We start from the raw sequence: 26,109 nt of genomic DNA, 5'->3' as shown, positions 1-26,109 counted from the left end.
TTCATGAACACCGCTGTCTGGTCCCGGGGAGGCGCGTCGATATTCCGAAGCCTCCCCGGGGCATGCTTCGGGTTCTGGCTGATCGGGTCCGCAGCGCTGGTGCTGCTGTACATCGGACTTCCCCTTGCCAGAACCATTGCCGCCCCCTCGTGGGAGCAGCTTTCCACCACTCTGGCCGATCCACAGGTGCTGGAGTCGGTCTGGCTGTCCATGTCCACGTCAGGCATGGCCGCGCTCATTGCATTCGTGACCGGAACGCCTCTGGCCTACGTCATGGCCCGACGCGAATTTCCGGGCAAGAAGCTGGTGGAAAGCCTGATCGACCTGCCGATCATGATCCCGCATCCCGTGGTGGGCATCGCCCTGCTCGGCCTCACGGGCCGGGACACGGCCTTCGGGCAGGCTTTGCAGGCCCTTGGCGTGGAAATTCTGGGCACGCGCACCGGCATAGTGGCCGTACTCGTGTTCGTGGGCATGCCCTTTTACGTGAATACGGTAAAGGCGGGCATCGAATCCGTGCCCGCACGGCTGGAAAACGTGTCCCGCTCACTCGGCGCCAACCCGGCGGCAACCTTCTTCCGGGTCACCCTGCCCCTGTCGTGGCGCTACATGCTCGTGGGCATGATCATGTGCATGGCTCGCGCCATCAGCGAATTCGGGGCCATCATCATCGTGGCCTACCATCCCATGATCGCGCCCGTGCTCATGTACGAAAGGTTCACGGCATACGGCCTTGCCTGGTCCCAGCCCGTGGCCGTGATTCTCATCGTGGTCAGCATGGTCTTTTTTCTGGCACTCAGAACCATTTCCCTGCCTCGGGAGGTCGACCAGTGATTCGTGTGGACTCCCTGCATATCGACCTGCCCGGCTTTTCCCTGCGCGACGTGTCCCTGCACGTGGCTCCCGGCGAATTCTTCGCACTCATGGGACCGACCGGCTCGGGCAAGACACTGGTTCTGGAATCCATTGCCGGGTTGATCCGCACCTCGGGCGGCACGATTTCCATCGGCGGACGCACCGTCACCAACCTGCCCCCGGAGCATCGGAAGGTGGCTCTGGTCTATCAGGACCACTCCCTTTTCCCGCACCTCACGGTGCTGGGCAATGTCACCTTCGGCCAACGCTATCACGGCATTTCCCGAACCAAAGGCAGAAAGACCGCGCTCCAGCTTCTGGAAACGCTGGGCCTGTCGGATCTGGCCGAACGCAAACCCGGCAAGCTGAGCGGCGGGGAAAAGCAGCGCGTGTCCCTTGCCCGCGCACTGGCCTGCTCCCCGGACGTGGTCCTGCTGGACGAACCGCTCTCCTCGCTGGACCCGCAATTCCGGGACGGCCTTCGCCGTACGCTCAAGAAACTGCATCAGGAGTCCGGTGTCACCTTTCTCATGGTCACGCACGATTTCGTGGATGCACTGACCCTTGCCAGTCGTGCAGCCGTGATCCGCAAGGGACGGCTGGAGCAGGAAGGCGCGGTTTCCGAAATCTTCCGCAGGCCGACCACGCCGTTCGTGGCGGATTTCGTGGGCATGGCCAACGTGTTCCCGGCCGTGTACGGCAACAACTCCTGCACGTTTGCCGGGCAGACCGTGGAAGGCCTGTCCGAACTGCCGGACTGGCAACATGGATATGCCGCATTGCGCCCCGAGGACGTGGCCGTGGCCCGCAAGAACGACTTTCCGCGGGACTGGTGCGTGTTCAACGGCAGGGTGGAACGCGTGGAGCGGGCCGGGTTCACCTGGACCGCAAAAATCCGGTGCGGCGAGGAAACCTTTCTGGCGCTGGTGGATCAACGGCTGGTCATGGATTCCGGCCTTGCCCCGGATTCTCCGGTTGCCGTGGGATTTCCCCGGGAATTTCTGCATCACATGCCGGACAGGCAATAGTCCATTCCCGGGCACAGTCTCACCACCTTGACAGCCCTTCCGGGTATGGCATGATGAAATCAGGGGAGAAGTCCCCGCCCACAGGCCGCAACCCGGGAGGCGACAATGGATGGAACCAATCGCTCGCGCAGGGAATTCCTGTCCACCACCGGAATGGGCTTTGCCGCGCTTCTTGCCGAAAGCGGGCTCGTGGCCTGCACCGGAAACAGGAGCCGTCCGCTCATCCCTCAGAACAGCATTCCGGCATGGCTCACCGAGCTGCTTGATCATCTGGATTCGGAAGAACCAATGCAGGCAATGCGCTTTTTCGCCCCCGACGCCACGATTCGCTTTGCCGGCAGTCCGGCCATGCCCATGGAGCACGGACTCGCGCATATCACCCGATTCAATGCCCAGTTCAAGGCATGCGGGCACGACATGGAATCCGCCTGGGCCAACACGTCGGAATGCATCATGGCCGGAACGGTCTGGTTCAGGGACCTGAGCGGTCCGGTCTACTCCAGTCCGTTCATGGGCACGGTCACCTGCACGGCCCAACGCAAGGTCACGAACCTGACCCTGATCTGGGATCGGGGCATCGTGCCGGACGACTACCACATCCGCTTCTCGACCTGATCGAAAAAATCCCCCCGGCCGAACCTCGACCGGGGGGATTTCATTTCACGCTTGCAAGGATCGTCTACAGCTTGTCCACCAGCAAAGGCGTGCCCTTTTCCGGGGCAAGACGCAGGGACAGCGCATCCTTGTTGCAGGTGTTCACGCAGACGCCGCAGCCCATGCAGCAATCCTCGCGAATGAACGCGGAACCATCGCGAAATCCGATGGCCTTGAACTGGCATTTGCGAGCGCATTCGCCACAGGCAACGCACTTGTCCTCGTCCACCTCGGCCAGATATCCCGAGGAAAACAGCATGGGATTGCCCATGCGATGCGCCACCATGGCCCCGCAGCAGCAGGAGCAGCAGTTGCAGATGGCATAGAACCGATCCAGCATCGCATCCTTGAAAAAGGCATGGGACACATGTCCGCGAGCATTCTCGGCCTTGAGAATGTCCACGGCCTCCTCGGCCGTGATCTGACGGCTATGGTCCGGGTGATGCTCCAGAATGAAGGAGGCGATGGGGTCCCCGATGATCAGGCACACGTCCAGAGGCAGGCAGGGATTCTCCTTGCCCATGCGGCACGGGCAGTCCAGCACCACGATGCGTTCCGGATTGCGCAGCACGATTTCCCGGGCGCGGGTAAAGGGCACCACCTGTTCCGGGAGCTGCACGTTCACGGACCTGTTCAACTGCACCAGTTTGGTGGCCTCCTCCAGAGGCATGGCCTTGCCGTGGTAGGTATCGGCCCAGGACGGCCGCTTCTGCCCCGGGTCCCCGGGCTGGGAATCCCCGGTCGGAATGAAAGGCGAATGCCGGTTGATGAACACGATCAGCGGAGAAATGAGCGCGGCCAGCCACTTGTACTTGCCGTGCACCATGCCGATGTAGTGATAGCACCAGCGTCCGTAGACATACCCGTGAAGACGGTCGAAAACCGAAAGCCCCTGCTTGCGGGCCTCCTTCCAGTAGGCAATGGTCGAAGGTTTGACAAAGGGAATATGCATGATTGTACTTGTGTCGGTTGGTATTTAAAACGAATGTTTAGATAATGTACCGCGACCAGCGGGAAAGTCAACGCGCGGGAACATCTTCACAACCTGCAGGGCCTGTCCGACTAACCCTGTTGCATTTCATTCGGGTTCCGGTATGCTTTCCACTCGTGATTCCCTTCAACCGATTCCCACTCTGGAGCAAAGCATGATTCAACTGACCCCGGACGCCGTCAATCAAATGGTGGAACAGGCCATTGGCTTTCTGAGCGTTCACAGCCTGAACATCCTCATCGCCATTGCCGTTTTCATCGTCGGCCGTTTTCTGTCCAAACGACTGGCAAAAGTGATCGGCGCAATCATGACCAAGGCCGGAGTCGAAGAAATTCTGGTCGGCTTTCTGCGCAACATCATCTACTATGCGCTGCTTGCCGCGGTTGTGGTGGCCGCTCTTGGTCAGGCCGGGATCAACGTGACCTCGTTCCTCGCCATTCTGGGCGCCGCAGGTCTGGCCATCGGTCTGGCACTCAAGGGCACCCTGTCCAACTTTGCCGCCGGCGTGATGCTCATCCTGCTCAAGTTCTTCAAGAAGGGCGACTTCATCACCATTTCCGGCCAGACAGGGACGGTTCAGGGCATCAAGACATTCTACACCATTCTGACCACCACGGACAACAAGCAGATCATCGTGCCCAACTCCTCGATTCTGGGCTCCACCATCATCAATTTCTCGGCCAATCCGACCCGCCGCGTGGATATGGTGTTCGGCATCGGCTACGACGACGACATTGCCGAAGCGCGCCGGATCATCGAGGACATCCTCGACGCGGACGAACGCATTCTCAAGGACCCCGCTCCCGTGGTGGCGGTCAGCGAACTGGCCGATTCCAGCGTCAATTTCACTGTCCGCTCCTGGGTGGCGCGGCAGGATTACATGGCCGTGTACTGGGCCCTGAACGAACGCGTCAAGATCGCCTTTGATCAGGCCGGAATATCCATTCCATACCCTCAACGCGACGTGCACGTGCACCAGATCGCCGACCAATAGTCTGCATCACGGGACCAGTCTCCCCCAGTGGCGGCTGGTCCCGTTCCTTCTTGTCATCCTTGCCGAAACCACATATTGTCTCAATTGAGACATTTTCAGCCGCGCAAGGAGAATCATGCCTCACGAACGCTTTTTCAGCTCCTACGACATGCCCGTGGTGGTCCGAGACCACGAACTGCGCGTTGTATACGCGAACGATGCCTACTGCGAACTGTTCCGGCTGTACCGGGATGAACTGCATGGCCGACGCGCGCCCCTGCCCGGCCTGAGTCCAGAGGATCAGGCTCAGCTCGAATCCGGAGACATGACGGTGCTGGAAAACGGCGAAACCGCGTGTCTGGAATTCCCCTATGCCTTTCCGGACGGGGACCAGAGCGTCTTTTCGGTCAAGAGCCTCCACTGCGACGCAACCGGCGCACGCTTCACGATCACGGTATTGCATTTTTCCGAACATGCCCGCCGTCTGCTTTTCTGTCTGGATTCCCCTGATCTGGTCATCGGACTGGCCGACATCGATCTTGCATCCGGAGCCATGGCACTGGACGCGACCTGTGCGGCCATGATCGGAGCGGACACCCCGGTCATCAATCCCGCGACCTGGCTGCCCGGACGCGCCCATCCCCGGGACACGGCGCGACTCGCCGAAGTTCTGGACAACCTCGCCCGGGGAGAATCGCGCATGGTCCGCCTGAACATGCGCATCAAATACGACGACAGGGAATACGGAAAATTCCTGCTCCACCTTTTCCCCACACTGCGCGACAGGAATTACCACCCCATTCGCGTTGCCGGAGCCGTGGTGGACCTGACCGACTACCATGCCCTGTCCGAGGAACTGGCTCTGGAACGCCAGCGGCATCAGCTCACGGACGAACGATTTCACGCCCTGCTGGATTGCACTGTGGACGGCTACGCCATGCTGGACAGCCAAGGCCGCGTTCTGGAGCGGAACAACCTGTATGCAACCCTTGCCCAGGCATCCTCCAACGGCAGAACCAGCGGCCCCGGCCTTGAGGAAATCGTGACCGAAACCCTCGACCGCAAGGTGAACAGGCACGCGGAGTTCAGCGGTCTGGTTCAGGGCACGCACATGGACGTGTCGTGCAGCACCTATTACATCCCGGGCCACGACGACTACGATCCCGTGGTCATTGTCCAGCTCCGGGACGTGACCCGCATGCGGGAGCTGGAACGCATGACCGAAGGCAGTGGCACGGACATGGGCCTTGTCGGCGAAAGCCGTGCCATGCGTCAGGTCTTTTCCATGATCCGCCGGGTGGGCAGACTGGACTCGTCCCTGCTCGTGACCGGCGAATCCGGCACGGGCAAGGAGCTGGTGGCCCGCGCCGTGCACGATCACAGCGCCCGTGGCAAGGGCCCGTTCGTGGCCGTGCATTGCGCGGCCCTGAGCGAAACCTTGCTGGAAAGCGAACTCTTCGGCCATGTCAAAGGCGCGTTTTCCGGGGCCATCGCGGACCGCGTAGGCCGTTTCGAACGCGCGGACGGGGGCACGCTCTTTCTGGACGAAATCGGTGATGTATCCCTGCCGGTGCAGGTCAAGCTGCTGCGGTTTCTGGAAAACCGGGAATTCGAACGCGTGGGGTCCTCGGACACCCGGCGGGTGGATGTACGCATCATCGCAGCCACGAATGCAGACCTGCAAGGCAGGATACGGGACGGCTCGTTTCGCGAGGACCTCTACTACCGACTCTCGGCCATCAGGCTCACCCTGCCTCCCCTGCGCATGCGCGACGAGGATGTACTGCTGCTCGCCCGCCATTACCTGAAACGCATTGCCGAAGATCGCGAACGCGCCAAGTCCCTTTCCGCCGGTGCCACAAAGGCTCTGCTTGCCTGCGCCTGGCCCGGCAATGTCCGCCAGCTCAAGCACGCCATGGAGTTCGCGCACATGATCAGCGACGGCGACGTGATCAGTGAACACCACCTGCCCGAAGAGGTTCGGGCGGCTCAACCGCTCCGGACCGGAGGCCGCGTCGCCGTCACCCGCGAGGCCATGGCCCATGCCCTTGCCCAGACCAGGGGGAAACGCACCGAAGCTGCCCGCATTCTGGGAATCTCCCGCGCCACGTTCTATCGCAAGCTCAAGGATTTCGACCTGTAATTCACGCCTCCTCCGCCTCCACGACACACCACTTTTTTTCTTGACGCTCCCGCACCATTGGTCTAACCGGATCATTGGTCCAACCAATTGTGCCTATTGTCATCCGACATGGCGAGGGCCGGTGCACGGATGGCAAGGATGGTTTGCGGCCCGACCAACAACACGGCGTTGCAGGAGAACAGCATGGATATCAAGCCAGTCAGCAAAAAATCCATTTACGAGGATATCGTCCGCCAGATTCGATCCATGATCGATTCCGGCAAGCTCCGGCCCGGGGACAGGCTTCCGCCGGAACGGGAAATGGCTGCCATGTTCCGCGTCTCCCGCAACACCGTGCGCGAAGCCATCCGCGCTCTGGCGGAAAAGGACCTTGTGGAAAGCCGACAGGGATCGGGGACCTTCGTGCGCGACGCAGGCCCGGATCAACTGGTGGAAACTCTTGCCCGGGCCATCCAGTGCGGCAAGACCCGACTTCAGGACATCTTTCAGGCCAGAATGCTCATTGAGCCGGAAATCAGCCGACTCGCTGCGGAAAACGCCACGGACGACGACGTGTTCAAGCTCCGACAGGTGATCCGCGAACAGAAGCAGGCCATCCTTTCCGGGCAATCCGCCCAGAAGCACGACAACAGCTTTCACGAACTCATTGCAGCCGCATCCGGCAACTCCGTTCTTCTGGAGCTTGTCACAGGCATGCACGGCATCCTGTATCAGACCCGGACCGGCGAACTCCAGTTCGCAGCCCGACAGGACGCTTCCCTTGCCGCCCATGCCCGAATCGTCGAGGCCATTGCCTCGGGAAACGGGCAGGAAGCTGCGGATGCCATGAAAAGCCATCTCGTCGAGATAGAATCCATGGTTCTTGCGGGAGAGATATAACAGCCAGCGAAAGGGACAGACAACGGAAAACAGCGGAAGGCGGAACGCGATTCACGAAACATCGCTGTATTCCCTCCTGTCCGACAACCAACACGGCCACGGGGCCGAAAGGAATGCTGCCATGAAGGAAATCAGGGAAAAGGCTCGTGAACTGATGAAAGGGTACTGCCGCGTCTGCAAGATCTGTGACGGCAGGGCATGCGCCGGCGAGGTGCCCGGCATGGGCGGTCTGGGAACGGGCTCGGCCTTTCGCAACAACGTGACCGCATTGGCCGATGTCACGCTGAACATGCGCCTGCTGCACAATGCAATTCAGCCGGACACCTCGACCTCGGTGCTGGGCATTCCCCTGTCCATGCCCGTGATGGCCGCCCCGATCGGCGGCATTTCCTTCAACATGGGCGGCGGAATCTCCGAAGAGGATTACGCCGAGGCCATTGTCTGCGGCTGCCGGGACAAGGGAGTGATCGGCTGTACCGGCGACGGCGTGCCCCCCATGATCCACGAAAGCGGCTTCGCTGCCATACGCAAGGCCGAGGGACATGGCATTCCGTTCATCAAGCCGTGGGATGGCAGCGAGATGGTTGAAAAGCTGGAAAAGGCGCGCGAAACCGGATGCAGCATCTTCGGCATGGATGTGGATGCGGCAGGCCTCATCACCCTGCGCCAGATGGGCCGCCCGGTCACGCCGAAGACTCCGGACGAGCTCGCTGCGATCATCGAACGCATTCATTCCTGGGGAGCGAAATTCATCCTCAAGGGCGTGATGACTCCGGACGAAGCCCTGCTTGCCGCCGAGGTCGGCGCGGACGCCATCGTGATATCCAACCACGGCGGACGCGTGCTGGATCACGCTCCGGGCACGGCCAAGGTGGTTCCGGGCATTGCCGACGCGGCCAAGGGCAGAATCCGCCTGCTCGTGGACGGCGGCATCCGCGACGGCGTGGACGTGCTCAAGATGCTGGCGCTGGGCGCGGACGCGGTCATGATCGGCCGCCCGTTCTCCATAGCCGCTCTCGGTGGCCTGCGCGAAGGCGTGGGTGCCTACATCGACACGCTCAAGGCGCAACTGGTTCAGGCCATGGTCCTGACGGGCTGCAATGACATCGCTTCCATCGACAAACGCATTCTCCACGAGGACTGATCATGCTCACCACCATCATTCTCTATGTTGCTCTGGGCGGCGTCGCCGGAATTCTGGCCGGACTTCTCGGCATCGGCGGCGGACTCGTCATCGTTCCCATGCTCGCCTTTGCCTTCCCGGCCCAGGGGTTTGCACACGAGCACATCCAGCATCTGGCTCTGGGCACATCCCTGGCCACCATCATCTTCACATCCATGTCCAGCGTCCGCGCCCACCACAGCCGGGGCGCTGTGGACTGGAAAACATTCTGGCGCATCACCCCGGGCATCATCACAGGTACCTACCTCGGCTCGGTGATCGCGGGCAGCCTGTCCACCAATTTCCTGAAGGGCTTCTTTGCCATTTTCCTCTATTTCGTGGCCGCGAACATGCTTCTGGGTGCCAAGCCCAAGGGCTCGCGCCAACTTCCCGGAACAGCAGGCATTTTCGGCGTGGGCAACGGCATCGGCATATTCTCGGCGCTGGTCGGGATCGGGGGCGGCACCCTGTCCGTGCCGTTCCTTTCGTGGTGCAACGTGGCCATGCACACGGCCATTGGCACTGCCGCGGCCATCGGCCTGCCCATCGCCATTTCCGGCACCATCGGCTACATCGTGTCGGGCTGGAACGCCACCAACCTGCCCGACTACACCATCGGCTACATCTATCTTCCGGCCCTGCTCGGCATCATCGTGACCAGCACCCTGACCGCTCCGCTGGGCGCGCGTCTGGCGCACAGCCTGCCCGTGGGCAAGCTCAAGAAGATATTCGCCATCCTGCTTCTGGTGGTCGCCACCCGCATGCTGATCAGCATATTCTGACCAGTCGGAATCCTGAAACAAGAAAAGAGGCCCGGACGCAAGACAATGCGTCCGGGCCTCTTTTGCGACAAAAAGAAAGATTGACCTTGAAGTCAATATCAAGGATACAAGCAAACGATTACGCAAAATGGCGTACAGACAGGCCAAGGCCTCGGAAAGCCACGAATCGGACGGCCGGAGGGGTGTTGTGGAAGGGAGTTCGGCAACCCGGCTGTCTTCGTGAGACCCGTGGCTTTCCGTCCCCGCTTCGCAGCGGGTTTGGCTTTGGCTGAATTCGAATACAAGCCCCATGGAATCGAGTCAATCCCAATCGGACTCCCAGAAACGGAAATCATCAAGGTCCGCTCCCCGGAATCGGGTCTTGCTGGAACCAATCCTTCATAGTATTGCTGGGAAAAAGGTTTTTGTATGCGCAGACACTTGCTTCCGATCTCCATCCTGCTTGCGGTCATCCTCCTGTCCGGCCCGGCCGCCAATGCCCGGACCGGCGACAGTCTGGTGACATGGCCATATTTCATCCTGCCGCCCATGTTCATGGAGATCGACGGCACAGTAAGGGGATACGGCGTTGAGCTTCAGGACATGCTGCAAAAGCAGCTACCCGAATACCGCCACACCCGCATCGCGGCTTCGCCCAAGCGCATACTGAGCGACATCACCGACCATGGCCAATGCATCGCCGCCGGCGTGCTCAAAAAGCGCGAAGCGGGAAAAATTCATGCAATTCGGCACGGTGCCCTGCCGCCTTGCCGTGGGCTCCATGGTCGCCATCCGCGCTCGGGACCGGGACCGACTCGCCCCCACGGGCAAGGCCTCCCTCAAGGGCCTTCTTTCCACCCCGGACCTGATCTTCGGATACATGCCCCGCGTGGACTACGGCCGGATGCAGCCCTTCCTGAACAAATACATACATCGCGCAAGAACCGTGGCCCTGCCCAACACGCAGGGCATCCGGCACATGTTCACCATGCTCATCAAGGGACGGGTGGACTGGACCGTCTTCGACCCCACGGCCACGGCCTATCTCGTCAACCAGATGGGCATTGGCGATCAGATCGCCATTGTTCCGGCGCTGGAGGCCGAACCGGAATTCACGCCCGGGTACATGGCCGGTCCCCGCGATGCATGGGGCAGGCACATGTTGTACCGCATCGATGAGATACTCGCCCGGGAGATTGTTTCCGGGCGGCTCCATGACCTGCTTGCAACATGGATTCCCCAGGATTTGCGCCCTGATTTCGATCGCCACTACAAACAGCTCATGCAAAAACCGGCACAGGCATTTCTTGATGCCAACGCCAATGAGCCCGCCGAGTAGGACAGCACAACGTCTCCCGACAAGAAAAGGGCCGGAGCAATGCCTGTTCGCATTGTCCCGGCCCATATTTTCGCAGCATCCGAAAGAGCGTGCCCGGTTCGTTGCCCAAAGGACAAATCGCTTTACCGACGCAGTCAGCTAGCCCTTGCCCCGGGTCGCCGTGCAATTGGGTCGCGCATTCTTCTCGATGTATTCGATGATGGTTCCGGCAATGTCCTTGCCCGTGGCATGCTCGATGCCCTCGATCCCGGGCGAGGAATTGACTTCCATGACCACTGGACCGTGATTGGAACGGAGCAGGTCCACGCCGGCAACACTCAGCCCCATGATCCTTGCGGCGCGCACCGCCGTGGAGCGTTCCTCGGGCGTGATCCTCACGGATGTGGCCTTGCCTCCACGATGCAGATTGGAACGGAACTCCCCTTCCTTGCCCTGCCGCTTCATGGACGCGACCACCTTGCCGCCCACCACGAAACAGCGAATGTCCGCGCCTCTGGCTTCCTGAATGTACTCCTGAACAATGAAGTTCGCCTTGAGGCCGCGAAACGCGTCGATCACGCTTTCCGCTGCCTGCTGGGTCTCGGCCAGCACAACCCCCACGCCCTGCGTGCCCTCCAGCAGCTTGACCACCAGAGGCGGACCGCCCACCAGTTCGATGAGGTCATCCGTGTACATGGTGGAGTTGGCAAACCCGGTCACGGGCAGGCCGATGCCCTTGCGGGCCAGAAGCTGCAGGCTGCGCAGCTTGTCGCGCGAACGGGTGATGGCCACGGACTCGTTCAGGCAGTAGATGCCCATCATCTCGAACTGGCGCACGACCGCGGTGCCGTAAAAGGTGATGGACGCGCCAATGCGCGGAATCACGGCCTGCACGTCGTCCAGACATTCGCCCTTGTAGCAGACACGGGGATTGTGCGCGGTGATGTTCATGTAGCACCGAAGCGGATTGATGACCCGCACCACATGTCCGCGTTCCTCGGCGGCCTCCACGAGACGACGGGTGGAGTAGAGTTCCCGCTTGCGGGACAGAATCACGATCTTCATTTCATTTCTCCCGAACGGCGCGGCGGCTTTTTGCCAAGCACGTAGGACAGTTCCGAATCGACAAGACATGTTCCACGCAGAAAATTCCTGCCAAGCAGCATGCGGTAGGACAAATCCTCGCGATTTGCCAAGGTGATCTCCGCGCACTGACGCAGCGAACCGAGCCAGACCTCGGTCATGATCACATACCGAAACTCCCTGCCCCCGCCGGAATTCATCACGCTGCGGCGATCCGAGACACAAGCCTCGCACTCCACGAGCAAGTCTTCCCGATTGCGGCGGGGATGCACGCCGAATCGGACCCACAATTGCTGGTCGCGCAAGAATTCATCAATAAAACAAGCATGCAACGCGCAGGTCTTGGCCCCGGTATCCACCTTGGCCCGAATGGACTCGATCCCGAGTCCGGGCAGGGACACAACCTCGCGCCACCCCGTGACAATTTTCATGGCAACAAACCGTTATTATTGAATAAACATGAAGAGCAGAACGCCCTTTCATCAGGTACCGCGCTGATGTAGTCGCTTTCCCGATCCCTGTCCACCAAAAAACACGGCTTTCACCGGCCTCATGCAAAAACGGCATGGAAAATCGTCAACAATCATTTGCCGTACAACGCGGGCAACGGTATTCTTGAATCAAATCCGAGGGAGGCAATCATGAGCGAATACACCGGAACCGTAACCGTCGGCGGCAAGCAGTATGAATACGATCCAGACAGGCAGGTGGCCCGGGTAATCTGCGCGGCCTGCGGCTACAAGAATGAAGTGGAGCTGGATCGCGAGGGCGCGACCCCGGGTTGGGACAGTCAGGCCTGCAACAATTGTGGCAGGCTGATCTCGGGAAAGGGCAAGCCGAGTCGGGACGAGGAATACTAGCAGGCCGTCGAAAACACCGACGGTGCAGACTGCTAGAACAGCTTGCGCTGATCCTCGCCTTCGTAGCGCAGCTTGAGGTGCTTGTATGCCTTGGCCGTGGCCACGCGGCCGCGCGGGGTGCGTTTCAGAAACCCGCACTGGATGAGGTATGGCTCGTAGATGTCTTCGATGGTGCGCACCTCTTCGGAGCAGGCTGCGGCCAGAGTCTTGACCCCGACAGGGCCGCCTCCGAAGGTCTCCACCACCAGTGACAGGATTTTGCGGTCCATGTGGTCCAGACCGAAGTCGTCCACGTCCAGACGCTGGAGCGCCATGTCCGCGATTTCCTGCGAAACCACGCCGTTGTTGTGCACATGGGCATAGTCGCGAACACGACGCAGCAAACGGTTGGCAATGCGCGGAGTGCCGCGCGAACGACGACCGATGGTCAGTGCGCCCTCGGGATCGACCTCCACGCCGAGAATCTTCGACGATCTTCGGACGATCTCGGCAAGTTCCTCGGGGCTGTAGAACTCTATGCGGAAAATGCAGCCGAACCGATCGCGCAATGGCGACGTAAGCAGGCCGAGGCGCGTTGTCGCACCAACAAGGGTGAACGGCTCGATGTCCAGCTTGACCGTGCGCGCGCCCGGACCGGAACCGATGACCAGATCGATCTGGAAATCCTCCATGGCCGGGTACAGCACTTCCTCCACCGTGGCGGGCATGCGATGAATCTCGTCCACGAACAGAATGTCGCCGCGATCCAGATTCGTGAGAATGGCGGCCAGATCACCGGAACGCTCCAGCACCGGGCCGGACGTGGACACCATGTTCACGCCCAGTTCGCTGGCCATGATCCGGGCCAAAGTGGTCTTGCCCAAACCGGGATTGCCATAGAAAAGGGTGTGGTCCAGAGGCTTGCCGCGCTCCGTGGCCGCACGGATGAACACCTGAAGATTGTCACGCAAATCTTCCTGACCGATGAAATCGGACAGATGTCTGGGACGAACGTTTTCCTCGGGGAGAGTCGACTTCATGAACGGGCCGCCGCAATTTTCCTGAGCACCTGCCGGATGGCTCCGGCAGCATCAAGGTCAGGTTCCGCTTCAAAAACTTCCTTTACCAGAGGCCGGGCCTCATCCTCAGAGTAGCCCAGCCCCTTGAGGCCTGCAAGCGCGTCCATGTATTCGCCCTGCGGCCCGGTCGGCATGGAAGGCACCGCCCCGCCGGACAGGGAAGGCTTGAGCTTCTCGACCTTTTCCTTGAGATTCCACAATATCTGACGCGCAGACTTGGGACCGATGCCCGGAACCGTGGACAGGGTCTTCACGTCCTCGCGAAACGCGATTTCCCGCAGATGATCGCCGTCGAACCGGCCGAGAATGGCCAGCGCCTTTTTCGGGCCGAGCTTGTCGATGGAGATCAGGGTACGGAACAGATCGAGATCATCGGCTGTCAGAAAGCCGTACAGGTCAATAGCTTTTTCTCCCACCTGCGTGTGCACGAAAAGCGTGACTTCGCCGCCCTTGGCAGGCAGCCTGGCCAGAACGGACGCAGGCGCGGCCACTTCGTATCCCACGCCGCCCGGCGTGAGCAGCACGAGCGAAAATTCCCCGGCGGACAGCAGCGTGCCCTGAAGATATGCGATCATGAAAAGCCTCCGTTCGATCTGCGGAAAGGAAAAAGCGTTCCGGCTCGACCCCTTATGCCATTGTGCACCGGGATATTCAAGCCGAAGCAGGACGTGGCCGACCGGTCGCTATCCGCACAGTTTGCGCATGCGCCGCTCGTTCAGATGGCAGATGGCCACGGCAAGCGCGTCCGAGGTATCCTCGGCCCAGTCCGGCCGGGTCACCCCCAGACAATGCGCAACCATGAAAGCGACCTGCGACTTGGGCGCATTGCCCAGCCCCACGAGGTTTTTCTTGATCTTGGAAGGCTCGTACTCGGCAACGGACAGACCGTGCATGGCGCAGCAGGCCATGGCAGCACCGCGCGCCTGACCGAGTTTCAGGGCACTGGAAGGGTTCTTGGAAACAAAAACGTTTTCAATGGCGGCCTCGGCCGGGCCGTGTTCCACGATCAAATCGCGAAGCTGATCGTAAATCACGCCCAACCGGGCGGCCATCTGCTTCTTTACCGGAGTGCGGATGGTCCCTGCGGCAAGGAGTTCGGCCTGCCCGGAGCGTTCCAGGACAATACCATAGCCCGTGACCCGGGAGCCCGGGTCCAGACCGAGGACGACGATTCCGCTTTCCCGGCTCATGAACTAGTCGAGATCGTCGAAGACGTCGTCGGGAAAGTCCGCGTTCACGTAGACCTTCTGCACGTCTTCGTTGTCTTCCAGAGCGTCCATGAGCCTGATGACCTTGAGGCCGGTATCCTTGTCCACTTCCAGCATGGTGTCAGGGACCTGGGAAACCTCGGCGGACTCGTAGACCATTTCCGCAGCGTCGAACGCTTCCTTCACGACCATGAAATCGCCAAGCGCGGTCTGTACGGTGAAGCTGTCGCCGTCGTCGATGATGTCTTCGGCACCGGCCTCCAGCCCAACTTCCATCAGTGCATCTTCAGTGGCGTTTTCCTTGGAGAAAATGAACACGCCCTTCTTGTTGAACATCCAGGCAACGGAACCGGCTTCGCCCATGCTGCCGTTGTTCTTGTTCAGAATGTGACGGATTTCAGCAACGGTACGGTTCTTGTTGTCCGTGGCGGCATCAATGAGCAGGGCCACGCCGTTCGGGCCATAGCCCTCGTACATCACTTCCGCGATGTCGCCGCCAGCCAGTTCGCCGGTACCCTTCTTGATGGCGTTCTCGATCTTGTCCTTGGGCAGGTTCACGGCCTTGGCCTTCTGGATGGCCAGACGCAGGGTGGAGTTGTCTTCGGGGTTGCCGCCGCCAGCCTTGGCCGCAAGAATGATGTCCTTGGCGGCCTTGGTGAAGAATTTCGCCTTCTTGGCGTCCTGACGCCCCTTCCTGTGCTGAATGTTCGCCCATTTACTGTGTCCAGCCATAAATCCTCCTGTATGCCGAAAATATTCTTCCTGATTCCAAGTTGACCGGGTAGATTACCCCTCAACTCCCTTAAAGCCAAGCCCGAGAATGAAGGTCTCCTTGCTTTCCGCGCGGGAACTCTTGGGCTTGAACACCTTGACCTTGCTGAAATACGGACGCACCCCGTCAATGTAGGCCTTTGTGTCCGGACCTTCAAATATCTTGACCACGAAATGCCCGCCCTTGACCAGCCGCCGGGTGGCGACCTCGAAAGCGCGTTCGCAGAGTTCCAGAGAGTTGGCCTGATCCGTGAACTTCACGCCCGTGGTCTTGGGGGCCATGTCGCTGATGACGAGGTCAAAGGGGAACAACGGTTCCATGGCGGCCAGCAGCTCCGGGGAATCCTCGAATGCATCGGCCTGCAAAAACGTGATGTTCGCCGGGAATTCGGTTTCCGTGGACTGGATGTCCACGCCCAGCACCCGGCCTTCCGCGCCGACCTTCTTGCCTGCGAACAGGGTCCATGAGCCCGGAGCCGCGCCCAGATCGAGCACGTTCTGGCCCTTGCGGAAAAGATGGAAACGTTTGTCCATCTCCTGTAGCTTGTAGACGGAACGGGCCGGATAGTTTTCCTTTTTCGCCCGTTTGAAGTAATGATCGCGGTACTGTTTCATGGGTCGCCCCCCTTTGTGTGGTGCGATTCCTAGCCGAAACAGCCGCAAAAGCCAAGGGGAGCCACATGACCAGACCCGAGCGCATGCGAATCACGGACGAACTCGGCCTCCTCAAATCCGTTCCGGCGGACAAGGGACAATTCGAGCTGCACGGCTGCCCCCCGGCCAAGGGAGCCAGGACGCTTCTGCTGGGTCTCGGCCCGGAACCGGACAAACTTGCGGACTGGTTCGAGCTGCCGTCCGACCATGTCCTTTATGTGGAGTGCCCGGAATTCGAAAAACAGGCAAGTCCGGCATGGGCCGAATCCATCCCCGCGCAATTCACGCACCTGTCGCCCGAAGAGGTGACTCCGGCCCTGCTCGCATCGTCTTGCGTGATCCGCTACCGTCCCAACCTGCGTCTTTTTCCGGGCTTCTGGGCACCGCTCGCGGCCCGGCTTTCCGTGGCTCTGCATCCGCCGCTGGTCAGACGCAAGTCCATATGGCTGCCCACGCGCCCCGGCGACCTCCTTGGCAGAGAACTTTCCCTTGCCTTTGAACAGGCCGGATACGCGGTGGCCTCCCCCAACCCGGAAAAACTGGAACGTTCGCCCGGAACCGAACTTGCTCCACTGCTCAGCGTGACCGTCCCCGCCCTGTTCCTATCCGTGAACTTCAAGGGACTGGAACCGTGGGGACTCGGCTACAACCTGCTGCGCGAGGCCGGAGCCGAGGTCGGCATCTGGCTGGTGGACAATCCGTTTCACCTGCTCTCTTCCGTAAAATCCCCATACTGGAAGGAGGCGCACCTGTTCGTCACGGACAGCACGTTCATCAAGCCGCTTCAGGACATGGGCGCCCGCTCCGTGCACCACCTGCCTCTGGCAGCCAGCCCCGACCTCTTTGGTGCCCCCGGCCAGTTGCCGGACGCGGCACAGGGCATCGGCGACCGGCTCGTCTTTGTCGGGAGATCGGAATTTCCGAAAAAGGAACAGTATTTCGCAGGACTGTCACCGGATGAAGCCCTGCTCGATCAGGCCGTGACCATGCTGGAACACGGCGAGCGGCCCGACTATCACTGGTGGTCGGCAAACGTCCCGGTGGATCGCAAGTGGCCGGGCAATGACCAACGCAAGGTCGGAGTCGGCGCGGAAGTCGCCTCGTTCGTCTGGAAGGCTCGCTGCCTCGCGGCATCCGGGCCGGACACCGTGATATTCGGCGACGACCGCTGGGCCAGAACCGACGGCATCACGGCTCAAGTGCGCCCGCTGCTGGACTATTACGCACATCTTCCGGCCGTCTACCGCACGGCCCGGGCCAGTCTGAACATAACCGGCATGCAGCTCCCGGCCGGGCTGACCCAACGCCATTTCGACGTGTGGTGCGCAGGCGGCTTCCTGCTCACGGATGCGAACCCGGGACTCGACATTTTCCCGGATGAGCTGACAAAACCGATCACATTCATGACTCCGGCCGAAATCCCGGCCCTGTTCGCGCACCACGCCGAGGACACCCCGAAACGCCGCGAACTGCAACGCGAATGGCAGGCCCTGATCCTTCGCGACCACACATACGCAAACCGCGTTACCGCGTTTTTTTTTCTTTTTTTGGAAAAAGGGAAAAAAAACCCCCCCCCCCCCCCCCCAACCCCGGGCCCCCCCCCCCCCCCCGGGGCCGTACCCCCCCTGGGAGAGCACTGCCTTCGCAAGGCAAGGCAGGGGTCGAGAGTTCAAATCTCTTCGTCTCCACCAAGAAAATCAAGGGTTTACGCAAATCGCGTAAACCCTTTTTTTGTTACTGACTACAAATTCTGACTACATTGCTGAATTCAGCAACCAGAAACTGTCAGCCACCTCCATCCGCACAAAAACTCTGCTTTTGGTTTGGGCACTAAGCCCCCCCTAGAACGAGGCAGACGAGGTCTGCGTAGGCTCTACTTTTCAGGGCCGCTAAAACTGGGAGGGGGGTAACAGGATCACTGCCAAAATCTTTGTAGTAAAAAATGGAAAAAAAAAACATAAGATATGAGTCTTTAATGATGACAAAAAGCACAAGCAAATGTATATGTTTTTCTAGAATCGGCCATGCAGATTGAAGACCCGCGTTAAAGCAAATCGGACGTATTTGTCGTCTATACTGCTACTGACAAAACTAATATAAACAAGTATGTGCTATGCGGCTTAAGGGTAAAAAAGTGACTAACGAACAGTAGGTTGCTCAGTATGCTTGATGACGACAGCTTCAAAGACATCAAAGCCAAAGCAAAGCCCGGTAAGTTTTCATCACCTGAGGTTCAAAGCGGAATTCCTGTACCAGCGACACAAAAAGTGAAGCTATTCTCCCCTGATGAATGGGAAGAGTTCACGGAAGAATGGACATACTCGCTTAAAGGACAATTCGACAAAGTCCAGCGGTATGGCGGGGCTGGTGACATGGGGTGTGATGTCGTTGGTTTCAAGACAAAGGACAGAGTGAAAGGGCCGTGGGTTAACTTTCAGTGCAAGCACTACGATGGTCCGCTTGTGCCTAGTAAGAGTTGGGTAGAGATAGGGAAGATTGTATACTACTCGTTTATGGGTGAGTACACCCCACCTGTCGCTTATTATTTTGTTGCTCCTCAGGGAGTCGGGACAACCCTCACCAAAATTTTGAATGCCCCTGATAAGATTAGGGAAGGTCTCATTGAGGCATGGGACAAGCACTGCAAGGACAAGATAACCTCCACCAAGTCAATCCCTTTAGTTGGTGCTTTCAAGACATATCTTGAAGAGTTTGACTACAGCATCTTTGACAGCTTGACGCTGGCTGAACTGGTAGAGGGCCATGCGCAAACTCCATTTCATGCTACCCGTTTTGGTGGAGGTCTGCCTGTTCGACCAGCCGTGGCACCTCCACCTTCAAGCTTTGCGAAGGATGAGAGCCGATATATCCAACAGCTAATGGAAGCCTACTCCGACGCCAAAAAAGTGCCAATAACAGAGGTCACTCAGCTTGATAAGTGGCCTAGCATCAAGCGGCATTTCAATCGTTCACGTGAACAGTTTTACCATGCAGAGTCTCTGAGAAATTTTGCGAGAGATAATGTGCCTGCCGGAACCTATGAGTCGTTGCAAGATGAGATTTATCAGGGTGTAGTTGATGTTTGTGAATCTGACCATGAACACGGCTTTGAACGGGTGAAAAAAACAGTCTCGAAAGCAGTGGACATTGCCCTTACGGGGAACGCCTTGTGTGGCAGAGTGCTTGTGAATGACAGGCAGGGTGTGTGCCACCAGTTAGCGAATGAAGACAAACTACTGTGGGTAGAGAATGGTGATGACTAAAACGACTCGTCCGGTAGTGTTCAACAGCCCGTTTGAGGCAGGGATGCGCTCTTTGGTTGTTCTAAATGCAACCTATCCGAACTCGATTGATTTGCACCGAATTCTTCAATTTGAATACTTGATTGTTCATTCTGCCGACATCGGTGGGCCTGAGAGTCTACATCCTCCCGTGCCACTTCGGTCTGGTGAGTTGTTGGTTAGGCGGGGACTAATTGAAAGCGGCTTACAGCTAATGCTGAGCCGGGGGTTAATAGACAGGGTTCTAGGGGAAAATGGAATAGAGTACATGGCTACTGATTCCTCAGAGCCGTTTATCCGTAGTTTGTCCTCCCCGTATATTTTAAAACTGGTCGGTCGCGCTGAGTGGGTCGCGGAGACTTTCATGTTTTACTCTCAGTCTGAGATGTCTGCCTTGATGAAAATGTCGTTTGATCGTTGGACTTCAGAGTTCCATTCAATAGACCAAAGCAGTGGGTTAGAGACATGAACTACAAAGGCATCTCCTTACGGCACTTGACCTATCTGTCACCAACCATGCCTCCTGCCAGCGTTAGTTTTGAGACTGGGTTGAATGTTATTCATGGGGCGTCCGATACAGGTAAGTCCTTCCTTGTCTCGTCTATAGATTTCATGCTTGGGGCTGGAATTGACTTGAAGGATATTCCTGAAAGAGTCCCCTATGATAGGGTATTGCTTGGTCTCCAAGATTGTGAGGGAAACGAGTACACTCTTGAAAGAAGTGTCCAAGGTGGACCCTTTAACTGTTATAACGGACTGCTTTCATCACCGGATGACGACAAGAAGCTGTTTAGTTTAGCGTCAAAGCATAATCCAAAAAAGAAAGAGAATGTTTCCCGTTTCATTTTGGGATTGATCGGCCTTGATGAAAAGAGGCTCATAAAGAATAAGAGTGGGGATACAAGATCATTGAGTTTTAGAGACCTTGCGAAGCTCGCTATTGTTCAAGAGGAAGCGATAACAAAGGAAGGTTCTCCAATTGAGAGTGGTCAGGTCATCTCCAAAACATCCGATTATGCAACATTTAAACTTTTATTAACAGGTGTAGACGACAGCGCCGTTGTGTCTGTGGCCCAGAAAGAACAAATGGCAGTGAAGACAACTGCTAAGATCGAGGTTATTGAACAACTCCTTGAAGAGTATGAAATTGAACTACAGCATTACGAGTTTGAAAATCCTGATGAATTGGACGAGCAGTTAGACAAGCTTTCGTTGACTATTGAGCGTCATAAGGATGCTGTGAACCTTAGTCAGCAGCAGTACACGGAACTCAGCAACAGACGTAAAGGGCTGTGGGACAGACAGCAGGAACAGAAAGAGCGTCTCGATGAAATAAATAAGCTTCAAGAGCGGTTCCAACTTCTTGAAGCCCATTACATGAGCGACCTGGAAAGGCTAGAGGCAATAAAAGAATCGGGGTCACTTTTTGTGTACCAAAAACAAGTTGCCTGTCCTCTTTGTGGAACTGCTCCTGAAAAACAACCTCATTGCAGCTCATGTTCCCATGATGTTGATACGGTTGTTAAAGCAGCAGGCATTGAGATTTCAAAAATCAACACACTCGCTGTCGAGCTAAAAGATACCGTCTTGGAATTGAAGGTGGAGGCCCGGTCCTTACAGGAATCACTCAAATCAACGAACTCAAGTTTGGAGAGTGTTCAGGTAGAAATAGAGGAGAAGGTTGCTCCTAAACTCAAAGAGGGCAGGGCTAGCTATTCTGACCTCGTGGATAAGCTGTCTGAGATTCATTCGGCACAAAAGCTGGCAGACAAAATTAAGAATATGAAAAAGCAGATTGAAGAATATGAAGAGGCAAAAATTGAGGCACAGGAACCAGAGGTCGTTGGTGAAGCTATTCCGAAGACTGTCTTGGAAGACATCTCTCTCATTTTAGAACGCTACCTGAAAGATTGGCACTTCCCCGAAACTGGGCGTGTGTATTTTGATGAGAAGGCTCGTGACTTCGTTGTTGCTGGCAAGCCCAGAGGAAGCCGAGGGAAGGGCTTGCGTGCTGTCACTCATGCTTCATTTTCCTGCGGCCTGCTGGATTATTGTGAGACAAAGGGCTTGCCTCATCCCGGCTTTGTCGTGCTTGATTCTCCTCTTGTTGCTTACAAAGAGCCGGAAGGGGATGAGGATGATTTGTCTGGATCAGACCTCAAAGATCAATTCTACATGGATTTAGCGTCTAGGGCAGAGGGGCAGCAGATTATTTTGATTGAAAACGTGAAACCACCATCCACCATTGATAAGGCTCAAATGAATTTGATTAAGTTCACCAAGAATCCTCACGAGGGGCGGTACGGCTTCTTCCCCGTAGCTAGTCAGTCTGTGTAGCCGATGGTGGTGTAAACCTCCCCAACTTAGTACCAATCATAAGTAGAATTTTCTGTGGTGAATAAGCATTGAGGCGCTCGACGTATTGCCAAGCGTCTCCAGCAACCGTGTTTCGTAATACCCACAAAAACAATATCCTCACCCCACCACCAACAACTCCTCCCAGCAGGTGGAGAACCTCCGCGACAGATTCTCCTGCCGCATATGCCATTCCTTGGAGCCGAGGCCTTGCCCGGCGAAGTGGAGTGAATCTCGGCCGAAGCGTGAGGTGATGGTGTCCAGCGTTCGCATGAGTGCACGTTGTCTGCCCCGCTCTTCGCTGGTTTCGGCATCGGCAAAGGTGAGTTGGCGTTGCCCTTCCGGAACGAGATCCAGCAGCAGGACGCCGACCTTCTGGTACTTGTAGCCCTTGCGGTAGATTCTGCGCAGAATGGTCAGGGCCTTGTCCTGAAGGTCGGGCGTGTATGCCGAGGGGGTGTCCAGGGCGAGACTGCCGCTGCCGGTGAACTGCGGATCATCCATGAATCGGTTGGTCAGCAGAAAGACCTGAACGGCTCCGGCCTGAAGATGCCGCGCACGCAGCTTGGCCGCAGCGCGTTGCACATAGGCGCACAGGGCTTCCTCAAGGCTTTCCAGACGTGTGATCCGCGTGCCGAAAGAGCGGGAACAGGTGATGCTTTTCGCTGTCGGCGGCTCGTCCTCGAATTCGATGCACGGGATTCCCTGCAGCTCCATCATGGTTCGCAAGCCGCACACGGTCAGTTTTTCCCGCACCCAATCCCGGGTTCGAAGCGTCAGATCCCGGGCGGTCTTCACGCCCAGGGCGTTCAGCTTGCGGGCATTGCGCCGACCGATTCCCCACACATCGCCAACTTCGAGCAGGCCCAGCTCATGGTCGATCTGGCGAGGATCGTCCAGCAACCATGCGCCCCCGGAGCTGCCCCGCTTCTTGGCCAGCCGATTGGCAACCTTGGCCAAGGTCTTGGTCCGCGCCAATCCGACACAGACCGGAATTCCGGTCCACTGCCGCACCGTCCGCCGAATTCTTCGCGCAATGGCCAACAGCTTGTCCGGATCGGTTTCCGTCATGCGCAGAAAGCATTCATCAATGGAATATGGCTCGATGTCCGGCGAGAATTGGGCAAGGGTCTGCTGCACGCGCGAGGACATGTCCCCGTACAGCGCATAGTTGGACGAAAAGACCCGCACGCCGTGCGCGGCAAAAAAATCCTTGCGCTTGAATGCTGGCTCGCCCATGCCGATCCCGAGCGCCTTGGCCTCGTTCGATCTGGCAATCACGCATCCGTCATTGTTGGACAGCACGACAACGGGCCGCCCTTCAAGGGACGGTTCAAAGACGCGTTCGCACGAAACATAGAAATTGTTGCAATCCACCATTGCGTAGAATGGGGAACTCCCGGGCCGCATCAAAACCTCCGTACAACGCCCGTGACCACGCCCCAGACAAACAGCTCCTGCTCCATCTCCACCTCAATCGGGCTGTACGCGGGATTTTCCGGGACAAGGACATATTTGCCATTGCGCTTCCGGAGACGCTTCACCGTGAGCTCGCCATCCAGAACCGCAACCACGATCTTGCCCGGCCGCGCATCCTGCGAACGATCCACAACCAGCACATCTCCGTCCTGAATGCCCGCCCCGGTCATGGAATCGCCGCTTACCCGGACCATGAATGTCGCTGCCGGATTGCTGATCAAATACTCGTTCAAATCCAATGCGCTTTCCACATAGTCATCCGCAGGGGACGGAAATCCCGCTGAAACTCGGGAAAGGTACAGGGGAACGCGCTGCGTTTCGGCCTCATCGCCGACAGCCCGGCCAAGCACTTCCACTCGTCCGTATTCCATTTTCTCGTTTTTCATCATGAAAAAAGGGGCATCCGCCCCACTCCTTTCAAGCTCGATCCGTTGAGAAGAAAAAATATCACAGAAGACCAAATCCGACAATTCAGGGGGCCGTCCGGGAGTCAGCGGAGTCGTGAAAATCCGACGCAGGATTTAGCGAGATTCTGCAAGATTTTACAGGATTCAACGAGCCGTAACGATACCGAACAGGAATCAGCAGGATTTAACGGAATATCCCAAAATGATTGCGGAATTCTTGCAAAATCGCGTACACTCCTGTGGAGCCCGAAGGCAGGACAGGTAAGGTAGGCCCACTTCGTGGAGACTACCTTACGTCCTGCCACAGCCTTGGGGGCTGGGGTGGCTTATTCGCCTTCGGCTCAACGCAGGAAAGCCCGCTTGAGGCGGGCTGAAAAGCAAGGAGCATTCATGCCAAGCAGAAAGACGGCCATGAAGGTTTACGTCTCGGACGAGGAGCATCAGCGCATCATCGACAAGGCCGGGCTGTGCGGCCTGTCCGTGTCCACCTTCGCCAAGCGCGTGTGCCTCGGCTACCAGATCCGGAGCCGGGAGGACCGGCAGGCCCGACGGGATCTGCTCACGGTCAATGCTGACCTTGGCCGACTTGGCGGACTGCTCAAGATGTGGCTCACCAACGAGGATGAGCATGAATTCGATGTCCGCGAGCTGCTTTGGCGCATCGAGGATCGGCAACGGGAAATCAAGCGAGTGGTCGCACGCATATGATCAGCCGCAAGATTCAGTGCAAGCCGGAAAACGACGATTACGGTCGTCTGGCCAGATACATCGCCGATGCCAGTCACAAGGGCGAGAAATGCCTCATGGCGTGGACGGCAGGCTGCTGGGCCGGCGACGACTTTGCACTGGCCATTCAGGAGGTGGAGGACACGCAGGATCTGAACCTGCGCACGACCAAGGAAAAGACCTATCACCTCATCATCTCGTTTCGCCCCGAGGACGAGGCCAAACTGACTCCGGAGCGTTTCAGGGAAATCGAAAAGGAATTTGCCAAGGCCCTTGGCTTCGAGGAGCATCAGCGGCATTGCGGCGTGCATAAAAACACGGCCAACATTCACATGCATGTTGCCTACAACATGATTCATCCGGAACGCCTCACCCGACACGAGCCGTTCCGCGACTATTACAAACGCGATCAGGTGTGCCGGCAGCTGGAAAAGCAATTCGGCCTCATCATCGACAATGGCCGGGATCCGGACGGTCCGCCTCGTCATGACAACGACAAGGCCAGAACCTATGAGGCGCATTCCGGGCAGCAGTCCTTTGACGGCTATGTTCAGGAACGCCGGGACAAACTGGCCCACAAGCTCAAACTGGCCAGAGCATGGCAGGAGCTTCACGAAATTCTGGCGGATCAGGGGATGGAGATTGCCCTTCGTGGCAACGGATGCGTGATCAGGAACCGATTCGGCAAGCAACAAGTCAAGGCCAGCGCCTTGGGCCGCGAGTTTTCCAAGGCCCGTCTTGAAAAGCGATTCGGAACATTCCGTGAGGCGCGGGGGCTGGAGGATGTTCCTGCCCGCAGCCGTTACGACTCCAAGCCCTTGCACCGTGCTCCGGAGCGAGGTCAGCTGTATCAGGAATATCGGACCAGCATTGACGAGAAAAAACAGCAGTACGAGGCTTTCCGCCATCAGGAGAACTCGGACCTGGCCGACATCCGAACGGAATGGAAGCGAAAACAGCGTGAGATCCGCAACAGGCCCGATCTTGTCTGGAAGGACAAGAAGGCGCTCATCTCTCAAGCCAAGGTCCAAAGCCTGAAGCAGGAGGAAGCCCTGCGCGTTCGAAAGGACAAGCAGCGCAAGCAGCTCCGCGACGAAACGCCCTACCACAACTGGATCGGCTTTCTGAAGCACAAGGCCGAGACCGGCGACAAGGTAGCCATGGCCATCCTGCGTTCAAAGAACGTGGAAGTTCGGGAGAGGGATGTCACCACTCCGGTTCAGCATCTTCAGGGCTGCAAGTTCCGCGTGGATAACCAGGGCAACGTGCTCTACACCCTCACCAACGGCGGCATGATCAAGGACATGGGCAAGGAGCTGTTCTTCAGCCGCGCCAACGAACAAGCCGCAGCCGTTGCCGAACAACTGGCCTGGCGGAAGTTTGGCAAGAATTTCGAGATGGAAGGGAATGTGGTGAGGCGGGAGACCGATAGGAACAAGACCCGAGGATTGGGACGGTAGGAT

At 58.0% G+C, this 26,109-nt stretch carries 26 protein-coding genes and 1 riboswitch; of the genes, 16 read left to right on the top strand and 10 right to left on the bottom strand.

The window, feature by feature from the left end; all coding sequences use genetic code 11:
- The first annotated feature begins 3 nt into the window (after positions 1–3).
- The 3 genes from MPN23_RS00335 to MPN23_RS00325 all read left to right on the top strand — a co-directional run bounded on the left by MPN23_RS00335 (position 4) and on the right by MPN23_RS00325 (position 2,498).
- Positions 4–834 carry an ABC transporter permease gene (locus MPN23_RS00335; protein ID WP_243545493.1) on the top strand — a complete coding sequence of 277 codons (831 nt, stop codon included), beginning with the start codon at positions 4–6 and terminating at the stop codon, positions 832–834.
- Entirely contained in the window at positions 831–1,883 is a 1,053-nt protein-coding gene (locus MPN23_RS00330) for an ABC transporter ATP-binding protein (protein WP_243545492.1), read from the top strand. Before MPN23_RS00335 ends, MPN23_RS00330 begins: the two co-directional genes overlap by 4 nt.
- A gap of 105 nt (positions 1,884–1,988) precedes the next feature.
- Positions 1,989–2,498 (top strand): nuclear transport factor 2-like protein, encoded by a 510-nt coding sequence (locus MPN23_RS00325; RefSeq protein WP_243545491.1) that lies wholly within the window; start codon positions 1,989–1,991, stop codon positions 2,496–2,498.
- A gap of 64 nt (positions 2,499–2,562) precedes the next feature.
- Here the strand turns inward: MPN23_RS00325 and MPN23_RS00320 are convergent, their stop codons facing one another.
- A complete protein-coding gene (locus MPN23_RS00320; RefSeq protein ID WP_243545490.1) occupies positions 2,563–3,489 on the bottom strand; it encodes a 4Fe-4S binding protein in 927 nt (308 codons plus the stop codon).
- 193 nt (positions 3,490–3,682) lie between these two features.
- Here MPN23_RS00320 and MPN23_RS00315 point away from each other — a divergent pair, with 193 nt between their 5' ends.
- The 6 genes from MPN23_RS00315 to MPN23_RS00290 all read left to right on the top strand — a co-directional run bounded on the left by MPN23_RS00315 (position 3,683) and on the right by MPN23_RS00290 (position 10,785).
- Entirely contained in the window at positions 3,683–4,522 is an 840-nt protein-coding gene (locus tag MPN23_RS00315) for a mechanosensitive ion channel family protein (RefSeq protein WP_243545489.1), read from the top strand.
- Between the two features lie 115 nt (positions 4,523–4,637).
- A complete protein-coding gene (locus tag MPN23_RS00310; RefSeq protein WP_243545488.1) occupies positions 4,638–6,644 on the top strand; it encodes a sigma 54-interacting transcriptional regulator in 2,007 nt (668 codons plus the stop codon).
- A 183-nt stretch (positions 6,645–6,827) separates the two neighbouring features.
- Complete coding sequence (locus MPN23_RS00305; RefSeq protein WP_243545487.1) at positions 6,828–7,523, top strand: FadR/GntR family transcriptional regulator; 696 nt, start codon at positions 6,828–6,830, stop codon at positions 7,521–7,523.
- Positions 7,524–7,644: 121 nt separating this feature from the next.
- Positions 7,645–8,667 (top strand): alpha-hydroxy-acid oxidizing protein, encoded by a 1,023-nt coding sequence (locus MPN23_RS00300; protein ID WP_243545486.1) that lies wholly within the window; start codon positions 7,645–7,647, stop codon positions 8,665–8,667.
- 2 nt (positions 8,668–8,669) lie between these two features.
- Positions 8,670–9,467: a sulfite exporter TauE/SafE family protein gene (locus MPN23_RS00295; RefSeq protein ID WP_243545485.1), complete on the top strand. Its 798-nt coding sequence runs from the start codon at positions 8,670–8,672 to the stop codon at positions 9,465–9,467.
- Between the two features lie 198 nt (positions 9,468–9,665).
- A riboswitch (cyclic di-GMP riboswitch) is annotated at positions 9,666–9,740 on the bottom strand.
- A 445-nt stretch (positions 9,741–10,185) separates the two neighbouring features.
- Complete coding sequence (locus MPN23_RS00290; protein ID WP_243545484.1) at positions 10,186–10,785, top strand: transporter substrate-binding domain-containing protein; 600 nt, start codon at positions 10,186–10,188, stop codon at positions 10,783–10,785.
- Between the two features lie 138 nt (positions 10,786–10,923).
- Here MPN23_RS00290 and rimK read toward each other — a convergent pair whose 3' ends face one another.
- Both rimK and MPN23_RS00280 read right to left on the bottom strand, forming a co-directional pair.
- Positions 10,924–11,829 (bottom strand): 30S ribosomal protein S6--L-glutamate ligase, encoded by a 906-nt coding sequence (rimK, locus tag MPN23_RS00285; protein ID WP_243545483.1) that lies wholly within the window; start codon positions 11,827–11,829, stop codon positions 10,924–10,926.
- Positions 11,826–12,278, bottom strand: coding sequence for an ATP-dependent zinc protease family protein (locus tag MPN23_RS00280; protein WP_243545482.1), 453 nt, complete (start codon positions 12,276–12,278; stop codon positions 11,826–11,828). Before MPN23_RS00280 ends, rimK begins: the two co-directional genes overlap by 4 nt.
- A 210-nt stretch (positions 12,279–12,488) precedes the next feature.
- Between MPN23_RS00280 and MPN23_RS00275 the strand changes: the two genes are divergently transcribed.
- Positions 12,489–12,707 carry a hypothetical protein gene (locus MPN23_RS00275; RefSeq protein WP_243545481.1) on the top strand — a complete coding sequence of 73 codons (219 nt, stop codon included), beginning with the start codon at positions 12,489–12,491 and terminating at the stop codon, positions 12,705–12,707.
- A gap of 32 nt (positions 12,708–12,739) precedes the next feature.
- Here MPN23_RS00275 and ruvB read toward each other — a convergent pair whose 3' ends face one another.
- The 5 genes from ruvB to MPN23_RS00250 form a co-directional block, all read right to left on the bottom strand.
- The gene (ruvB, locus tag MPN23_RS00270; RefSeq protein WP_243545480.1) at positions 12,740–13,726 is read right to left on the bottom strand and encodes a Holliday junction branch migration DNA helicase RuvB; all 987 of its coding nucleotides are present in this window, start codon (positions 13,724–13,726) and stop codon (positions 12,740–12,742) included.
- Positions 13,723–14,340: a Holliday junction branch migration protein RuvA gene (ruvA, locus tag MPN23_RS00265; protein ID WP_243545479.1), complete on the bottom strand. Its 618-nt coding sequence runs from the start codon at positions 14,338–14,340 to the stop codon at positions 13,723–13,725. Before ruvA ends, ruvB begins: the two co-directional genes overlap by 4 nt.
- A 108-nt stretch (positions 14,341–14,448) precedes the next feature.
- Positions 14,449–14,955 (bottom strand): crossover junction endodeoxyribonuclease RuvC, encoded by a 507-nt coding sequence (gene ruvC, locus MPN23_RS00260; RefSeq protein WP_243545478.1) that lies wholly within the window; start codon positions 14,953–14,955, stop codon positions 14,449–14,451.
- A gap of 3 nt (positions 14,956–14,958) precedes the next feature.
- Entirely contained in the window at positions 14,959–15,705 is a 747-nt protein-coding gene (locus tag MPN23_RS00255) for a YebC/PmpR family DNA-binding transcriptional regulator (protein ID WP_243545477.1), read from the bottom strand.
- A gap of 54 nt (positions 15,706–15,759) precedes the next feature.
- The gene (locus MPN23_RS00250) at positions 15,760–16,359 is read right to left on the bottom strand and encodes an RlmE family RNA methyltransferase (RefSeq protein WP_243545476.1); all 600 of its coding nucleotides are present in this window, start codon (positions 16,357–16,359) and stop codon (positions 15,760–15,762) included.
- Positions 16,360–16,424: 65 nt separating this feature from the next.
- Between MPN23_RS00250 and MPN23_RS00245 the strand changes: the two genes are divergently transcribed.
- From MPN23_RS00245 to MPN23_RS00235, 4 genes are all read left to right on the top strand, one after another.
- Positions 16,425–18,152: a glycosyltransferase family protein gene (locus MPN23_RS00245; RefSeq protein WP_243545475.1), complete on the top strand. Its 1,728-nt coding sequence runs from the start codon at positions 16,425–16,427 to the stop codon at positions 18,150–18,152.
- A 408-nt stretch (positions 18,153–18,560) separates the two neighbouring features.
- Positions 18,561–19,661, top strand: coding sequence for an ABC-three component system protein (locus MPN23_RS00240; RefSeq protein WP_243545474.1), 1,101 nt, complete (start codon positions 18,561–18,563; stop codon positions 19,659–19,661).
- Positions 19,648–20,148, top strand: a complete 501-nt coding sequence (locus tag MPN23_RS17130; RefSeq protein ID WP_424450059.1) for an ABC-three component system middle component 2 — start codon at positions 19,648–19,650, stop codon at positions 20,146–20,148. The genes MPN23_RS00240 and MPN23_RS17130 overlap by 14 nt, the downstream gene beginning before the upstream one ends.
- Positions 20,145–22,016 carry a hypothetical protein gene (locus tag MPN23_RS00235; protein WP_243545473.1) on the top strand — a complete coding sequence of 624 codons (1,872 nt, stop codon included), beginning with the start codon at positions 20,145–20,147 and terminating at the stop codon, positions 22,014–22,016. Before MPN23_RS17130 ends, MPN23_RS00235 begins: the two co-directional genes overlap by 4 nt.
- A gap of 138 nt (positions 22,017–22,154) precedes the next feature.
- On the opposite strand, the gene MPN23_RS00230 is transcribed toward MPN23_RS00235, so the two are convergent.
- Together MPN23_RS00230 and MPN23_RS00225 are read right to left on the bottom strand one after the other, a co-directional pair.
- Positions 22,155–23,444, bottom strand: coding sequence for a Y-family DNA polymerase (locus tag MPN23_RS00230; RefSeq protein ID WP_243545472.1), 1,290 nt, complete (start codon positions 23,442–23,444; stop codon positions 22,155–22,157).
- Positions 23,444–23,884: a LexA family protein gene (locus MPN23_RS00225; RefSeq protein ID WP_243545471.1), complete on the bottom strand. Its 441-nt coding sequence runs from the start codon at positions 23,882–23,884 to the stop codon at positions 23,444–23,446. The genes MPN23_RS00230 and MPN23_RS00225 overlap by 1 nt, the downstream gene beginning before the upstream one ends.
- A 426-nt stretch (positions 23,885–24,310) precedes the next feature.
- Between MPN23_RS00225 and MPN23_RS00220 the strand changes: the two genes are divergently transcribed.
- Together MPN23_RS00220 and traI are read left to right on the top strand one after the other, a co-directional pair.
- Entirely contained in the window at positions 24,311–24,628 is a 318-nt protein-coding gene (locus MPN23_RS00220; RefSeq protein ID WP_243545470.1) for a plasmid mobilization protein, read from the top strand.
- Entirely contained in the window at positions 24,625–26,106 is a 1,482-nt protein-coding gene (gene traI / locus MPN23_RS00215; RefSeq protein WP_243545469.1) for a TraI/MobA(P) family conjugative relaxase, read from the top strand. Before MPN23_RS00220 ends, traI begins: the two co-directional genes overlap by 4 nt.
- The last annotated feature ends 3 nt before the right edge of the window (positions 26,107–26,109 follow it).

The organism is Pseudodesulfovibrio tunisiensis, from assembly GCF_022809775.1.
Taxonomy (GTDB): domain Bacteria; phylum Desulfobacterota; class Desulfovibrionia; order Desulfovibrionales; family Desulfovibrionaceae; genus Pseudodesulfovibrio; species Pseudodesulfovibrio tunisiensis.
The sequence above is the reverse complement of the archived record's forward strand: the minus strand, read 5'-3'. Positions and strand labels throughout refer to the sequence as shown.

Bases quoted from the DNA above. Each gene is read 5' to 3' on its own strand.
- MPN23_RS00335 (WP_243545493.1), top strand. From the start codon at position 4: ATGAACACCGCTGTCTGGTCCCGGGGAGGCGCGTCGATATTCCGAAGC.
- MPN23_RS00325 (WP_243545491.1), top strand. From the start codon at position 1,989: ATGGATGGAACCAATCGCTCGCGCAGGGAATTCCTGTCCACCACCGGA.
- MPN23_RS00320 (WP_243545490.1), bottom strand. From the start codon at position 3,489: ATGCATATTCCCTTTGTCAAACCTTCGACCATTGCCTACTGGAAGGAG.
- MPN23_RS00315 (WP_243545489.1), top strand. From the start codon at position 3,683: ATGATTCAACTGACCCCGGACGCCGTCAATCAAATGGTGGAACAGGCC.
- MPN23_RS00310 (WP_243545488.1), top strand. From the start codon at position 4,638: ATGCCTCACGAACGCTTTTTCAGCTCCTACGACATGCCCGTGGTGGTC.
- MPN23_RS00305 (WP_243545487.1), top strand. From the start codon at position 6,828: ATGGATATCAAGCCAGTCAGCAAAAAATCCATTTACGAGGATATCGTC.
- MPN23_RS00300 (WP_243545486.1), top strand. From the start codon at position 7,645: ATGAAGGAAATCAGGGAAAAGGCTCGTGAACTGATGAAAGGGTACTGC.
- MPN23_RS00295 (WP_243545485.1), top strand. From the start codon at position 8,670: ATGCTCACCACCATCATTCTCTATGTTGCTCTGGGCGGCGTCGCCGGA.
- MPN23_RS00290 (WP_243545484.1), top strand. From the start codon at position 10,186: ATGCAATTCGGCACGGTGCCCTGCCGCCTTGCCGTGGGCTCCATGGTC.
- rimK (WP_243545483.1), bottom strand. From the start codon at position 11,829: ATGAAGATCGTGATTCTGTCCCGCAAGCGGGAACTCTACTCCACCCGT.
- MPN23_RS00280 (WP_243545482.1), bottom strand. From the start codon at position 12,278: ATGAAAATTGTCACGGGGTGGCGCGAGGTTGTGTCCCTGCCCGGACTC.
- MPN23_RS00275 (WP_243545481.1), top strand. From the start codon at position 12,489: ATGAGCGAATACACCGGAACCGTAACCGTCGGCGGCAAGCAGTATGAA.
- ruvB (WP_243545480.1), bottom strand. From the start codon at position 13,726: ATGAAGTCGACTCTCCCCGAGGAAAACGTTCGTCCCAGACATCTGTCC.
- ruvA (WP_243545479.1), bottom strand. From the start codon at position 14,340: ATGATCGCATATCTTCAGGGCACGCTGCTGTCCGCCGGGGAATTTTCG.
- ruvC (WP_243545478.1), bottom strand. From the start codon at position 14,955: ATGAGCCGGGAAAGCGGAATCGTCGTCCTCGGTCTGGACCCGGGCTCC.
- MPN23_RS00255 (WP_243545477.1), bottom strand. From the start codon at position 15,705: ATGGCTGGACACAGTAAATGGGCGAACATTCAGCACAGGAAGGGGCGT.
- MPN23_RS00250 (WP_243545476.1), bottom strand. From the start codon at position 16,359: ATGAAACAGTACCGCGATCATTACTTCAAACGGGCGAAAAAGGAAAAC.
- MPN23_RS00245 (WP_243545475.1), top strand. From the start codon at position 16,425: ATGACCAGACCCGAGCGCATGCGAATCACGGACGAACTCGGCCTCCTC.
- MPN23_RS00240 (WP_243545474.1), top strand. From the start codon at position 18,561: ATGCTTGATGACGACAGCTTCAAAGACATCAAAGCCAAAGCAAAGCCC.
- MPN23_RS17130 (WP_424450059.1), top strand. From the start codon at position 19,648: ATGGTGATGACTAAAACGACTCGTCCGGTAGTGTTCAACAGCCCGTTT.
- MPN23_RS00235 (WP_243545473.1), top strand. From the start codon at position 20,145: ATGAACTACAAAGGCATCTCCTTACGGCACTTGACCTATCTGTCACCA.
- MPN23_RS00230 (WP_243545472.1), bottom strand. From the start codon at position 23,444: ATGCGGCCCGGGAGTTCCCCATTCTACGCAATGGTGGATTGCAACAAT.
- MPN23_RS00225 (WP_243545471.1), bottom strand. From the start codon at position 23,884: ATGGAATACGGACGAGTGGAAGTGCTTGGCCGGGCTGTCGGCGATGAG.
- MPN23_RS00220 (WP_243545470.1), top strand. From the start codon at position 24,311: ATGCCAAGCAGAAAGACGGCCATGAAGGTTTACGTCTCGGACGAGGAG.
- traI (WP_243545469.1), top strand. From the start codon at position 24,625: ATGATCAGCCGCAAGATTCAGTGCAAGCCGGAAAACGACGATTACGGT.